Source organism: Candidatus Thiodiazotropha sp. CDECU1 (genome assembly GCF_963455295.1).
Classification (GTDB): Bacteria; Pseudomonadota; Gammaproteobacteria; order Chromatiales; family Chromatiaceae; genus Thiodiazotropha.
In genome coordinates this window covers 625995-640323 of record NZ_OY734020.1, presented here as the reverse complement: position 1 = coordinate 640323, position 14329 = coordinate 625995, and the positions used below count along the sequence as shown (strand labels likewise).

The window sequence follows — 14329 nt, the reverse complement described above, 5'->3', positions numbered from 1 at the left end:
GCTTTTACTTAGCGCAAACAAACGTCCTCTGCACGGTTAAGCCGGGTCATGTGGCAGGATTCTCCTCGCATGGAAGATTCAGGGTAAAGACCGCACCACCTTTCCCGATGTTGTCAGCCGTTACCGAGCCATGATGCTTCTCTGCCACTACCTTGACAAAACTCAGACCCAAGCCAACCCCCTTTTTACGCATTATTTGATTCGAATCAGCCTGCATAAAGGGCATGAATATGTCATTTAACTGGTGTTCCGGAATGCCTGGGCCCTGATCCTCGATTTCACATATAAGTCGGGAATGTTTGATAGAGAGGGTCATAGTGACCTGGCTCTCAGACGGGGAGAATTTAATCGCATTTTCCAGCAAGTTAACCAATGCCCGCTCCAGTAAGCCCAAGTCTCCCCGCAACCATATTTCATCCTCATTGAACTGACGCAGCAGTTTTACCTGTTTCGCCTTGGCCTGAACATAGACCTCGTCCGCTGCGTTATGTGCCACCTCAACGAAATTGGTATCGGTAAATGAAGCGGTCTCTACAACCTCGGCCCGCGCCAGGCGTAAAAAATTGTCCGCCAGTTTGAGGGATCGGCGGGCCAATGGCTGAATCTGTTCAGCCATCTCTTTTCCATTCCCATCCAACAGCTGTTTGGACTGGGTCAATGAGAGCAGAGAGGTGATTGGAGAGCGTATATCGTGGGACAGGAAATTCAGCATCTTGGCACGAGTGCGTTCAGATCGTTTCAAGGTCCCGATGTAGGAGAGATTGACTATCAAACCGGGAAACTCCGCATCCACTTCCTGTAGGGTTTTCAACTGCACAAACAGTTCGGTATCGGGGGAACGTACGGCCTCAAAACGCACCGGCTCCTTATGCAGCAAAACCTTGGTGAATACCTCTTGCCATGTCTCAGCACCCTGAATTTCCAAGACACTCAGCAGATGATAGGCATCCTCGCCCAGCAGTTCCTGGTCAGATGGGTGACCAAGATAGAAGGAGGCTCGAGGATTGGACATCACTACCTGCCCCAGGCCATTGATGACCATCAGCCCGTCATCCATCTGTCCCACCGCATTACTGATCAGATGACGGAAGCGCTGCAGGCGGGCATTGGTCTCCTTCATCTGCTGCATGCGCAATTCCACTCGCTCCAGCACACCATCCTGATTGGCTTCAGGTTCAAGGGAAAATTGCAGAGCGAACTCATCCACCAGCTTCATCGAGTGGCCCACAGGCACCTCATTTCTCGGCCACACCAACCCCAACTGCCAGGCTGACTCGGGTCGCTGAATCTCAGTCCACAGCTCCGCTCCAGATCGCTGCCATCTCCCTTTTGTCAGGGATTCCAATGGCGGTCCCAGCGCTGAGCCAGACTGCAGCATTTGTTTGCCACTATCGACGTCATAGAGTACCCAACCCTGAAGCGGCATCAGCCTGGCAAGGAATTCCATGGCGGTGGTGATATCACTGGGTGGTTGTTCCACCGGCAACAAACGCTGCTCACTCTGCATGCGTTCAAGCTGTTCGTTCAAGTAACGTACTGCCTGATCCAGGCGTCGCCAACTCCACAAGGGATAGCTCAACAATAGTCCCAACAAGGCGGCAGAGGGTGGAAACCAAAACTCGGCCCAGCGCAGCAGCGCTATGGTAAATAGAAAAAATACAACCACCAGTATCAGCGACACGAGGGGTGCTGCGCGGGTAGGAAAATAGGGATAGAGCACAAAGGGAAGGACCACGATCAGGGCACTACCCAGTAAATGAGGCAGATAGGCAATGGGTGTAATTGCCTGATCCTGCCTCAGGCTCTGCAGAATATTGGCATTAATCTCCACGCCGGGCATCGGCACCCCATAGCCGGATACCGGGGTGGGCAAGGCGTCGCCAATCCCGGTTGCCGTGACACCAACCACTACAATCTTGTCACGGAAAAGATTGGGTAGAAAATCACCCTCCAGTACCTGGCTGTAGCTGTAGCGATGATAGTGACCCGCGGGGCCATAGAAAGGGATAAGACGATGGGTATGACGATTGATTGTATGGATATTCGGTGCCTGCCGACTGGTGGGCGCGGAGCGCATTCCCACCTCACCAGGTTCGAGCCAGCTCAGCACCGCCAGCATCAGGTGCGGCCAATAGGCCTGCCCCAACCCCTCATAGAGAAATACACCACGGGCGATCCCGTCGGCATCCAGGTCCATATGCACATGCCCTAAACCTGCCGCCACATTCGACAGCGCGGGTATAGGCATAGACTCCACCAGCATCCCACCCTGTCGATGCTCCTCAAGGATAACCGGCATAAACACCCGTTCACTGGCGGCGATAGACTGGATCAATTGATTATCCGATTCAGGATCATTTCGATCGGGTTCAGCGAACAAGATATCCAGGATAATGGCCTTAGCCCCCGCCTGGGTGAGTCTATCCACAAGTTTCGCATGGACCTCGCGCGACCAGGGCCATCGTCCCAAGGCTTCCAGGCTCTTCTCATCCACAGCAACAATGATGATATCCTCTGCAGCTGGCCTGGAAATGAATCCCAACTGTAGATCATAGAGCAGCAGATCCCAGCGCCACAGCCAATTGCTGGCCGCCAATAAACCGGTCAACAGCAACATTATCAAGGCACTGCGCGTACGCTCTGAGAATCTTTTGGATCGCGTCACGATACTATTACGATTTATGACATCCCTCATCTTTTACCTATCATGGAAGCCCTGCCTTCTCTCTGCCCTATCGCCAAGCAGGCATACCGATTTGGTAGATATTGGATCGGGAACGCTCATCATTAATCGCAGATAGTGCCTCAACACCGATAAAGTAGCGCCCAGGGGGCAGGGGTTGCAAAACAAATCCGGTATCTTCGGATAACCTTGTGAATATCACATCCTTAAGCTCGGCATCCCTGGCAAGATACAATCTATACGCCCAAGCGCCAACCACCTGGGTCCAGTGTAGATGAATACCATACCCACTGAACTGCGGTTGAGCGAGTGTCGGCTTTTCCAGTCCAGAAGGTTCCGCCTGTTTTGGAATTGGCGTTACCGGCTGCAGGGTAAAATCATGCTGGGCATCGAAACCCTCAAACCCTAGATCATCAATCCCTCTGACAGTGATTTGATAATCACCCGCAGCCAGTGACGGCAACCTCACCCGATTGCTACCGGTGGTTCCAACCGCGACCACTCGCCGTTCAGTGTTTATGAGCTGATAGCGATACGCTGTCGCCCCGGCAAGTTGCGGCCATTCGGTATCCACACCATCTGCTGTGGCGTTGAGGGTCATTCCAGTCAAATCAGGTTTTGCCAACAGTTTACGCGGCGCAGAAGGGGTTTTGCCCTTTTCAATCAGGCTCCCCTCGCCTTGTTCAACCTTCACTGTTTCACCAGCGGCGGTAATGTTCACCCCCCCCTCCGTCACTTCGCTTCGGGTCAGTTCATCCTCAGCGTCGGAAAAGACACGAAAATCCGTACCCCTTACCACCGTGACTGCGGCCGGGGTGTGGATTTCATATCGAAATTCCGGTTTTCTAAGGGGTTTAATGCGATTTTCAATGCGCCCCCTTTGCAGGCGAATCCGCGTATCCAACATACCCATACCATGGAAAGATGAGAGGGCATCGAATACCACCTCACTCTCTTCATCGATCAGCAGGGTGGAATTATCTGCGAATTTCAATGACACCGATGAACCGGCACCGGTGATAATCCTATCACCCGCATTCAGCATGGTGTCCGCAACAAGCCTGGTTGTATTACTCTCTCCCATCCGCTGTAGCGAGGCATCCCCCAGGACATAGTTGACCTTTACACCTGCAAGCACCTCTTTCAACCAGTCGATGGGCACACGGATCTCAGTGCCAATGGGGATCTCCCTGTCATTGGCAATGCCGTTGTAGATTTGCAATTGATCGGGGGTGAATTCCGATTTGAGGAAACGTTCCGCGACCAGGGTCAGATTCTCTCCCTCGTGGATTCGATAGGCCCAATCCTCTGCCCAGGTTTGGCTGGTTAGCGCAATCAAAAGGAAGAGCAAAAGGGGTATGTTGAATTTAGTCATCTCGCCAATTACTCATCAGCTAGCACACGGATTTCCCAAGCCATCGGCCGCAATGCGGACTGGAAAGTCATATAACCGGTTGTCTTCAGACCTTAATCTCAGACCTTCCAAATGGCTATGCTATACACAAACAGGTGTTATAGGGCAATCCATGCCGGATGATAGGCACATATAGAATATACCCGCCAGACCTCCGATTCTAGCCAGCTATTGGTGCTCTTCCAGATTCTCGAGACGATAACCTTGGTGATAGACTGCCTTCAAACGCCAACCGTTTTCAGGTGTCAGCCCCAGTTTGCGCCGCAGGCGGCTGATATGAGTATCCACAGTACGGGTCATGAGACCCGGACCAAACCCCCAAATACTTTCCAACAGATGGTCGCGGGAAAGCAGGCGGCCAATATTGGTAAACAGCATCCACGCCAGTTGAAATTCCTTCTCTGTCATTTCCACAGGCTCGCCGTTCAAGGTGAGGGTCTTGTTCTCCTTTTGCAGAGTAAAACCACTGACCTCTATGTGATCACGCCGACCGCTGTGACGCCTGACCAAGGCCCTGATCCGCGCCAACATGATTTCGCGATTGACCGGCTTCGCCAAGTAGTCATCGGCACCTTTTTCAAGCGCTTCGATAATATCCGACTCGCCATCCCTATGGGTGATAAAAAACACCGGAAGATCCCACTCCCGATCACCGCGCAACCAGGAGAGCACCTCTACACCGCTTTTTTCCGGCAACTCCCAATCCATGATTAACAGATCATAGGTCTCATGGCGCAACTCACGCATAAAGGCATCTGCATTGTCAAAAGCCCTGCAGACGTAACCTTCAGCCTCCAGCCACTCCTTCATCACTGCAGATTGCACTTTATCATCTTCCAAATAGGCTATTCGCATCGATGACTCCATGGTACTGTCCTGTTACAGCCTCGCCCCAATGACAAGGCCTCAACCACACCTGAACCGATTACTGCAGGCTGTTTAATATATAGCTGTTTCATACCTACTAACTGACCACTGCTCGGTGAAGGTGTCAATGAAGGTGTTCTCATAATAGGCAGTAAACAGAGGCAACAACATGACGACTGCCAAGCTGTTGCCTCATTGAACATTGTTTACTAATTCGCTCTAGTCTAACTTCAACTCTACGCGCCTATTCTGCGCACGACCTGCAGCGGTTGTATTATCAGCAATGGGAGAGGACTCACCCATTCCCTTTGTGCTTAAGAGCGCCCCACTCACTCCCTGGGTGACCAGATAGTCCGCCACAGCTTTCGCGCGTCGCTCGGAGAGCGTCTGGTTATAGGCTGCGGCACCTGTGGAGTCGGTGTGACCAATAACCTCAATCGATTTAACGTCGGCACGCGCCTTGAGGGAATCCGCAATACGATTCAATGTAGGCGTGTACTGGTTACTGATTCTGTCGCTATTGAGCTCAAAAAGGACATTCTGCAACACGATCTGCACCGCACACCCGGAATCAGTCACTGTGGCACCAGCGGGGGTATTCGGGCAATCATCCTTACTATCTGCGACACCATCACCATCGCTATCCAGCTCACAACCACTGGCATCAACCTTCACACCGGCAGGGGTATCCGGACACTTGTCACTGCTGTCAGCCACACCGTCACCATCACTGTCGAGGGCGCATCCTTTGGCGTCGACCTTTACACCGGCAGCCGTACCTGGGCACTGATCCTTGCTATCGACTACCCCATCATTGTCGGCATCGCCTTCAGCCTGCGCCATTTCAGCCATCGGCGCACCGAAACAACCGGTTTCAGCCGGTGACTTGTCGCGATAGGAGGTGGTCCAGCACTCACCATAGCCGGTACGCCAAACCGAATTGATACTATCGTAGGCAAGCCCCTTCTCAGCCAATGCATTGCTGCTGATGAGTACTGGCGTCAAAGCCAGGGCCATGGTTATACATTTCATGTGCATGATTACACCTCTATATATTGTTGGACTGATGTGGCGACTCCAACCACTAGGCAGCCGCCTCTTGAATCATATGAATATCCCTTTGCGGGTAGGGAATACTGATACCCTGCTTGTCGAACGTTGTCTTGATTGTTTCAAGTAGCGCCGCGCGTGTTGTCCAGTAGTCCCCGGATTTAACCCAGGGGCGAACCGCAAAATCGACACTGCTCTCACCCAATTCCAGCAACATAATCGTAGCCGCGGGATCCTTTAGCACTGTGGTATCGGCATCGAGGATCTGTTGCAGCAGATCACGTGCCTGTTTGATGTCATCGTCGTAACCTATGCCGATTACCAGATCGATTCGCCTGGTCTCCCTGGCTGAGAAGTTGACGATTGTGCCGCTGTAGATTTGCGCATTTGGCATGGTGATCTCGCGATTATCACCGCTCTTGAGAACCGTATGGAATATACGGATCTCCTCTACCACACCGGTCGTACCACCTGCCTCGACAAAATCACCTAATTTAAACGGGCGAAAGATAATCAGCATCACCCCTGCCGCAAAGCTTGCCAGAGAGTCTTTCAGTGCCAAGCCAACAGCCAAACCTGCGGCACCCAAGATGGCCAATGCGGATGTCGTATTGACACCAAGCTGTTCCAGTGCGGCCAGTACGACAACCGCCAACAGTGCTGCATAAGCGATATTGCCGAGGAAGCTGATCAGCATCTGGTCAACATCCCCTTTCTGCATGATCCCCTTCAGCGCACGGGTCAACATCTTTGCAATCCAGCGACCGATAATGAACACCAACAGCGCCATTATGATCTTGGTTCCCCAGGGAATTACGTAGGTGTTAACAATAGTCTCTAGCGTGAGGTCCATAAATCATCTCCTAATCATTGTTTTGATACTCTGTTTCTGCATAGCCAACACGGTCTTCAGTGACTGTTGATCAGCCCGGCGATGGCCAGGACCAGTATCGCGCCTGCCGTTGCAGTGATCAATGACCCAATCACCCCACTGTTGTCGATGGTAAAAAATTCAAAAAGATAACCCCCGATTAACGCCCCCAGAACCCCGAACGTCAGGTTAGCCAGCAAGCCAAAGCTACGGCCTTTCATGATCAGTCCGGCCAACCAGCCGGCAACAAGACCAAGTAAAAGAAAAATCAGCGCACTCACGATCGCCAAAGCCCCTTGACTTCACTGAGTGCAGCTTAGGGCAATCCCTGCACAGGAATAAACCCAACACCTGTGAAGAATTGTTAAATCAAGATTTCAAACACCGGCCGTCTACAGATCATCCATGCCCAATCCAGGGTAAAATATCTCTGATGTATACTAAGGTTATGATGTGAGATCAGAGAACAAGCCATGTCTGTAGTATTGGAATTCAGTGTATTCCCGCTTGATAGGGGAGTCAGCGTCAGCGAGGAAGTGAGCCAGGTAATCGAGATGATCCACAATAGCGGCGTCGAATACCAACTGACAGCGATGGGCACATTGATCGAAACCGCAAATCTCGACGATGCCCTCGCGATTGTTGAAAAGGCAACACAGCTCATTCACAGCACTGGATGCAAACGCGTCTATGCCGCGGTAAAAATCGACAGCTACCCCACCAGAGAACATGGCTTGCGGGGAAAAATACGATCGATTCAGGATCGGTTAGGGGATATCAATCTCAATCCAGGTATTGAATCTGAACAGTAGTGTTTCAAACCTTGAACTGAACAACCGCGAGAAGAATAAAATGAATACCGAATCGTCAACGGAAGAGTTGTTGCAGGACATTGGGAGAATCTGGTCGGAAAGCTATCACGGCATACTGTCCACTCATTCACTAAAATATCAAGGTTACCCTTTCGGTTCTCTGTTACCCATTTGTCGTGATACAAAGGGCAACCTGATGTTGCTGATTTCTCACCTCGCACAACATACTAGAAACCTCGAGAATGACCCTCGCTGTTCTCTGACAATAATTGAACAGGGTGGTGGTGACGTACAGCAACTGACCCGCCTCACCTGTCTGGCACAGGCGGAAGCGGTTAACTCAACCGCAGCAGCAGAACGTTATTTTCGCTTCTACCCGGATACACGCCGCTATCAGAAAGAGCTCAATTTCCAATTTTACCGATTAGCCATAAAACACTTCTACTATATCGGCGGTTTCGGATCCGCCCGTTGGTTCGATCCGAGTCGAATACAGCTTCCGATCCCCTTTTCCACTGCGGATGAAGCGGAACTACTCTACCAGTTGAATTCCCACAACCACGATCTGCTAAGACAGCTGCTCGATAGCAATGGCATGCCAACCGGTACCGCCATTGAGGCGGTTGGTTGTGATCCTTCCGGTTTGGATGTTCGCTTCGCTCAAGAGTTGAAACGCCTCCAATTTAAAACCAGTTTTGGTGATAAATCGGCATACCTGCAGCATATCGATACAACAAACAGGGATTCCGCATTTCCCAGCACCTAGTTTTGCCAGCCTATAACCCGATTTTTCCTAGGGTGGAAATAGGTCGGCATTTCACATTAAACTGCCCCTCAATAATAACCAACCTTTTTACTTGGTAGTAGGAGCAGGCAAAATGAGTACAGCTATTCCTGATCGTGACGGAGATGGTTATCTCACCGATATGAACGCATGGACCCCGGACGTGGCCAGAGCCATGGCGGAAGCCGACGAATATGATCTCACCGATGAGAAATGGGATCATATCCTGAAAGCCAGGGAGTATTATGATGAGTTCAATGTGGTGCCACCAATCCGCAAGTTCTCCAAATATCTTGGCGCCGACAAAAAGGCCATGTTCGAACTCTGGCTGACGGGACCGATGAAGCCGATTACAAAATATGGTGGATTGCCTAAACCCACCGGTTGCGTCTAATCAAATAATCAACCGGTGCGGCCTGCCGCACCGGACCCCGGGAAATACAGCTCCACAGCCATCCCTCCGGGCTTCCCCCTATATCATCCCTCCGTTAACATAGCCGGCTTTGCCGACCGGAAAAGGGTGATATGACCTCAACCACACTGCTTGGCCAACTCGACGACCTGCATGCAATGCAGATCGATCTGCTGACATCCATACCCGCTGAGGATTGCGCCAGACGCTTTCACCCCCAACTCGCCTCCCTGAACTGGTATTTCGGTCGCGGTGTCTACCTGGAACTCCTATGGCTCAGAGAGCACCTGGAAAACGATCACGACCTGTCCATGAGAGTAGAGCCACTCTTTGCCTCAAACGAGTTGTCCCTGGATCAACAATGTAACCAGTTGCCACCGGTTGAACACCTCATCAACTGGGCTTCAGAGATTCATAGTGAACATCTGCGCCGACTCGCCACGCCATCAGCCCTGCCTGACCATCCCTGGCTCCAACATGATCGACTCGCCTGGTACCTGCTGCAAGAGCAGGCAAAACTCTACGAGGCCATGTTGACAGTCTTAAACCAGCGATCACTGCAAGCACAGGATCAAAATTATCTTTGCAGGGAAGCGCTCGAGCCCGCGGCACCCCACTGGGAAACCAGAGAGATCTCCCAAGGCCACTATCGCATTGGCGCACGCAACGACCCGCGTGCGTACGATAACGAACTGCCGCCACAAGCCGTTGAACTGAGTAGTTTCCGCATCGCATTAACACCGGTCTCGAATGCACAATACCTCAGTTTCATGCAGGCAGCCGGTTACAGCACCAAATCTCTTTGGAGCGACGAAGGCTGGCAATGGCTGAATCTAAATGGACAGCAACACCCGGAGTATTGGCGGCAGGATCAAACCGGGGGCTGGTATGAAGTGGCCATAAATGGAAATGCCCATCTTCCTCCCGATGATCCGGTCAGCGGCATCTCCCTCTATGAGGCTCAAGCCTTCTGCAACTGGATAGACCGGGCTGGTGGTGAATTTTCAGGTGCCGTGATACAGCATGAGTATCAATGGGAGTTAGCAGTCCGCACAGGTGTGGTGAGTCAGACAGGACGCGCTTGGGAGTGGTGCAGTAACGGATTCCACCACTATCCCTCATTCCAACCCTTTCCGGACGCCATTGACTCACCCCACAACGGGAATGAAAATCACTATTCCCTGCGCGGTGCCAGTCTGCACACACAACCCATACTGCGACGCGCCAGTTTCCGCCATTGGGCCCTGCCGTCTGACCACCATCAGTTCACCGGGGTACGGCTGGTCTTTCCAGCACGCCATCAATGGAGTTCCTAGGGCCTGTTAATACTAATCCAATAGGCCCTAGGGAACTGAATTCACCAATTCAGGCACACACCCCACATATAAGAACAAATCAATTAAAGAATCAGGTAAAACTGCCACCAAACCGGTTAGAGAGGTTGTATTTAGAGGTAGTTGCGTTACTCATGGGTATTAATTCGATTACAGGACCGGCACTTCAGGGGATTCAAAAGGGATTCCAGGGGATGCGTCGCGTGGCTTCGGAGATCGCCAGCACCCAGCAGACCACTCAAGCCAAGCCGACAGATCTCTCCCGTGCGATGGTTGAACTACAGCAACATGCCAACCAGACCAAGGCACAGGTAAAGACCCTGAAAACCGCCAATGAGCTGATCGGTACACTGATTGATGAACGTGTATAGGGGTGTTGTCAGTCTATAAACAACATCGAGAGATCGACCGCCCTGAGATCCTTGGTCAAGGCCCCAATAGAGATATAGTCCACCCCAGTTTCGGCTATCGGGCGTATCGTCTTGAGAGTCACCCCTCCAGAGGCCTCAAGCCTCGCCCGTCCAGCATTCAACTTCACCGCTTCGTATAGCCGTTTTACCTCGAAGTTATCCAACAGGACCCTTTTCGCTCCAGCCTCCAACGCCTCTTCGAGCTGAGCCACTGATTCCACTTCGATCTCGATCTCCACCCCATCCGGGGCGATCTGGTCTGCCCGTGTAAGTGCTGCCCCTATCGACCCGGCAATCTGCACATGGTTCTCTTTGAGGAGGATGGCATCATAGAGTCCCATCCGGTGGTTCTGCCCACCACCGCAGACCACGGCATATTTCTGCTGCATTCTGAGCCCGGGGATGGTCTTGCGTGTATCAAGAATAGTGACACTCGTCCCCTTCACCGCCTCCACGTAGCGACGGGTCAGGGTTGCAGTCGCCGAAAGGGTCTGGAGATAATTGAGTGCCGTCCGCTCACCACTCAACAGGGAACGATTGTTACCATGTAACTCGCACAACACGGTTCCAGGAGCGACCAACTCCCCATCCTCGACCTGCCATTCTATCTCAATCCTTTCATCCATCCGATGAAACACTTCATCGACCCAGGCGATGCCGCATACCACGGCATTATCACGACAGACTATATGGGCTCGTGCTATGACATGTTCATCCAGTAACTCTGCAGTCAGGTCGCCACTGCCAAGATCCTCTGCCAACGCCAGGCTGACCTGTTCGCGTATAAGACTGATGTGAGGCAGGGTGCTCATCCCTCGACAGATAGCAATTCCACATCGAAAACCAATGTGGCGTTTGGTGGAATCACACCGCCGGCGCCCTGAGAACCGTATCCCAATTGGGGCGGAATTGTCAGCCGCCGTTTACCGCCCTCTTTCATACCGGCAACACCCTCATCCCATCCGGCAATCACCATACCCTTACCCAGGGTGAAAGCAAAAGGCTGGTTGCGATCCAGTGAGGAATCGAACTTGTCACCCTCGAGCAGCCAGCCTGTGTAGTGTACTGAAACACGGCTACCGGCCATCGCAAGATCCCCTGTCCCCACATTCAGGTCCTCAAACTTCAGTCCCGAATCTGTAATTTTTTCACTCATGATCGTACCTATCCTCATTCTCTGGATCGAAACCATTACATGACCGATTGGTGGTCAAAAGGTGATTGTTAACAGCTGTATAAGCATGGCGTCAAGCCATTGCCTTGCAAGGCATGTTGCATTGCTGGTGGGAATAAAACACTTAGACCAAATCAGGCCCTATGCGGATGCGGAGGTAGAAGTGGTTTTCTTCAAAGCACTGAGCATCGCATCCAGAGCCCGATCCATAATCGGCTTGGGCGATGTTTCGACCTTCTTCGCTGTACCCTCACGCAGGCGCTTGGCGAGTCCGAAGGTGGTGAGTTCCATGGCCTTCATACCTTTGCGATTGACGAAGATATAGGTGTCGGTGACCTTGCTCTTCCAGGACAATTTGACTCGAACCTTACTGCTTCCATCGATGATCTCGAGCCACTCACCTGTTTCTAGATCAACCGCTTGCTGGGTAAACTCATCATGCTCACTCAGGATCTCGGTTTCATCCGCTATTTCGTCCATTTGAGGGCTGTGGTCTGCGACAACCTGGCTATCAGGAAAATGGATTTCGTAACGTCTGACCGGCATGGTTCCCGCAGTATGCATCTGGCTGCTGTCCCCGCCTCGCAGCACACCGATATGGCAGTTTTGCAGCTCTTTAAACAACTTGGCCATTTTATGCTGATCAAAGGAGATGCTATTCAGTCGCTCGCGTATATTTCTCAATAGTTCCGGGATACCACGCAGCAACTGTTGCCTTTCTCCATATTCGGACTTGGGTTGCACACTCCACAACAGCTTGTCTACGATCTCCAGTGACTCACTCCAGCCTTTACTCTCCGACCCCTCTCGCAGATAGACGAGCAACAGCACATCTTTCCAACCATCCTCAAGGATAGACATGACCGCCTGGGGCAGGACATCTTGGGTGAGCAATCGTTTATTGAGCTCTTCAGAAACAGTCTGCTTAGCTGATTTGAGTTGCTCCTTACCCTTGGTTATCTGGTTGGTGCGCTGCTCCGCAATCTGAGCACCCCGCTGTTCCTTTTCCCACCAGCTAGAGAAGTCTTCTTCCAGTTCCGCAAACAGTCCGGGATCATCGTGAAATTCGTTCAGGACCCGTTTCACCACCTGCTCGATCTTGTTATACAGGGTATCGTTGGCACGATCGCCAGTATCGTTCCAGCCAACTGCCGCTTGCGCCAGGCTGTTCAATAAACGCCTGGCGGGATGGATCTTCTGACTGAAAAAGGTCTTATCGATAATAGCAACCTTCAGCATAGGGATCTGCAGGCGACTGATCAGGGCCTTCATGGCATCGGGCAGGCTGTAATCATCGAGGATAAACTCGAAGATCATGGAGATGACATCGATAGTATCGTTATCGGCATCGCCCAGGGAACGGATGACCTGTCCATCCCTGGCAATTTGCAGATCGCTGACCAGGCGGGCCCGCATCTCTTCGGGTGTCAGGGGCTGATTGACACGATGCCCTTGGGGCAGCATCACCACATTGGATTGTTGGATGGCATTTAACGCACCCAGGAGTTCACCGGTATCTACCAGTGGCACATTACCAGCCGGAGGTGTGAGCATCAGGCTGGAGGTCAACAGGCTGCTGCCGCCAGCACTTGAACGCCTGAGATTAAGCAACTGTTGCAGGTTGGAAAACAGTTCTGCCTGGATCGCCTCTTCCGCTGCAGCCGATGCGGGGGATGAGGATGCGGTTGAACTCATATACGATGAATCGCTTGCCAAGTAGCTTTCGCCGCCGCCATCACCACGCAGAGTAGGTGCAACTGGATTGCGACGCACCTTTGGTGTCAGCTTGGGGATTACACCGGCCCGACCCAGCAGAAGATTGATCTCATCATAGAGGCCGCCGATATAGTGCATCACATGGCGATCGAACAACTTGTAGACAACCAGCTTGACCGGCAGCTCCACGGGGACGCCTGCCATTGCGGTCTGAAAAGCGTTGCAGACTACGCTCGGAGCCAATGGGGTGTGTTGGGCGATGGACTCATCAACCGAACCTCCGCCGATCACATAGGCGAAACGTTGACTCATTGCATAGATTTCCCGGGTGAAACGACTTTCGGACTTGCTCACCATATTGGTGACAGCTAATGAATCCTCCAGATCTTCATCATCAACCAGAGACATTTCCGATTCCAGACTCAAGTCATCTAGGGTCGGCTGTTGTATCGTGACCTCACCCGTCTCCCAGTAACGATCGTAGGCGCGTAATACCTCCTGGCTAAACCTGCGATCGATACCGGACCTCTGCTTGCGCAGCTCCCGCATGGAATCGAAATAGATATTCTGAAGCGCGTTGCTCTCTGATTTGTTGGCCATCTCGTAGAGGGCATCATCGAGATTCTCGAATAGGCCACTCATCAGTTTTGGCAACGTTTTGACAATGAGATTGCGACACTCAGCCGCAATCCTCCGTCCATTCACGTCAAGAGAGATGTTTTTTCGACGAGGCACAGCAGAGCCGAATGTAATAATGTTGTCTTGTCTTCCCATCTATTGCCACTTGAAGGTGTTCCACCAA

At 52.0% G+C, this 14329-nt stretch carries 14 protein-coding genes; 5 read left to right on the top strand and 9 right to left on the bottom strand.

Annotated elements, in window-relative coordinates:
- Positions 1 to 46: 46 nt before the first annotated feature.
- The 6 genes from R2K28_RS02920 to R2K28_RS02895 form a co-directional block, all read right to left on the bottom strand.
- Positions 47 to 2665, bottom strand: coding sequence for a CHASE2 domain-containing protein (locus R2K28_RS02920; protein WP_316367898.1), 2619 nt, complete (start codon positions 2663 to 2665; stop codon positions 47 to 49).
- Positions 2666 to 2732: 67 nt separating this feature from the next.
- Positions 2733 to 4058 (bottom strand): FecR family protein, encoded by a 1326-nt coding sequence (locus R2K28_RS02915; protein ID WP_316367897.1) that lies wholly within the window; start codon positions 4056 to 4058, stop codon positions 2733 to 2735.
- A gap of 207 nt (positions 4059 to 4265) precedes the next feature.
- Positions 4266 to 4952, bottom strand: coding sequence for a response regulator transcription factor (locus tag R2K28_RS02910; protein WP_316367896.1), 687 nt, complete (start codon positions 4950 to 4952; stop codon positions 4266 to 4268).
- Positions 4953 to 5183: 231 nt separating this feature from the next.
- The gene (locus tag R2K28_RS02905; protein WP_316367895.1) at positions 5184 to 5996 is read right to left on the bottom strand and encodes an OmpA family protein; all 813 of its coding nucleotides are present in this window, start codon (positions 5994 to 5996) and stop codon (positions 5184 to 5186) included.
- 52 nt (positions 5997 to 6048) lie between these two features.
- Complete coding sequence (locus R2K28_RS02900; protein ID WP_316367894.1) at positions 6049 to 6867, bottom strand: mechanosensitive ion channel family protein; 819 nt, start codon at positions 6865 to 6867, stop codon at positions 6049 to 6051.
- A 56-nt stretch (positions 6868 to 6923) separates the two neighbouring features.
- Positions 6924 to 7166, bottom strand: coding sequence for a GlsB/YeaQ/YmgE family stress response membrane protein (locus R2K28_RS02895; RefSeq protein WP_316367893.1), 243 nt, complete (start codon positions 7164 to 7166; stop codon positions 6924 to 6926).
- Between the two features lie 192 nt (positions 7167 to 7358).
- On the opposite strand from R2K28_RS02895, the gene R2K28_RS02890 reads away from it, so the two are divergent.
- The 5 genes from R2K28_RS02890 (at position 7359) to R2K28_RS02870 (ending at position 10598) form a co-directional block, all read left to right on the top strand.
- The gene (locus R2K28_RS02890; RefSeq protein ID WP_316367892.1) at positions 7359 to 7697 is read left to right on the top strand and encodes an MTH1187 family thiamine-binding protein; all 339 of its coding nucleotides are present in this window, start codon (positions 7359 to 7361) and stop codon (positions 7695 to 7697) included.
- Positions 7698 to 7737: 40 nt separating this feature from the next.
- Positions 7738 to 8463, top strand: a complete 726-nt coding sequence (locus R2K28_RS02885) for a HugZ family pyridoxamine 5'-phosphate oxidase (RefSeq protein ID WP_316367891.1) — start codon at positions 7738 to 7740, stop codon at positions 8461 to 8463.
- 112 nt (positions 8464 to 8575) lie between these two features.
- A complete protein-coding gene (locus R2K28_RS02880) occupies positions 8576 to 8875 on the top strand; it encodes a TusE/DsrC/DsvC family sulfur relay protein (RefSeq protein WP_116447709.1) in 300 nt (99 codons plus the stop codon).
- Between the two features lie 131 nt (positions 8876 to 9006).
- On the top strand, positions 9007 to 10209 hold the full coding sequence (locus tag R2K28_RS02875) for an SUMF1/EgtB/PvdO family nonheme iron enzyme (RefSeq protein ID WP_316367890.1): 1203 nt from the start codon (positions 9007 to 9009) through the stop codon (positions 10207 to 10209).
- A gap of 152 nt (positions 10210 to 10361) precedes the next feature.
- The gene (locus tag R2K28_RS02870) at positions 10362 to 10598 is read left to right on the top strand and encodes a hydrolase (RefSeq protein WP_116476106.1); all 237 of its coding nucleotides are present in this window, start codon (positions 10362 to 10364) and stop codon (positions 10596 to 10598) included.
- Positions 10599 to 10606: 8 nt separating this feature from the next.
- On the opposite strand, the gene nadC is transcribed toward R2K28_RS02870, so the two are convergent.
- The 3 genes from nadC to R2K28_RS02855 form a co-directional block, all read right to left on the bottom strand.
- On the bottom strand, positions 10607 to 11449 hold the full coding sequence (gene nadC / locus R2K28_RS02865; protein WP_316367888.1) for a carboxylating nicotinate-nucleotide diphosphorylase: 843 nt from the start codon (positions 11447 to 11449) through the stop codon (positions 10607 to 10609).
- Positions 11446 to 11793 carry an FKBP-type peptidyl-prolyl cis-trans isomerase gene (locus tag R2K28_RS02860; RefSeq protein ID WP_116444916.1) on the bottom strand — a complete coding sequence of 116 codons (348 nt, stop codon included), beginning with the start codon at positions 11791 to 11793 and terminating at the stop codon, positions 11446 to 11448. The genes nadC and R2K28_RS02860 overlap by 4 nt, the downstream gene beginning before the upstream one ends.
- Positions 11794 to 11952: 159 nt before the next feature.
- On the bottom strand, positions 11953 to 14169 hold the full coding sequence (locus R2K28_RS02855) for a DUF1631 domain-containing protein (protein WP_316367887.1): 2217 nt from the start codon (positions 14167 to 14169) through the stop codon (positions 11953 to 11955).
- Positions 14170 to 14329: the final 160 nt, after the last annotated feature.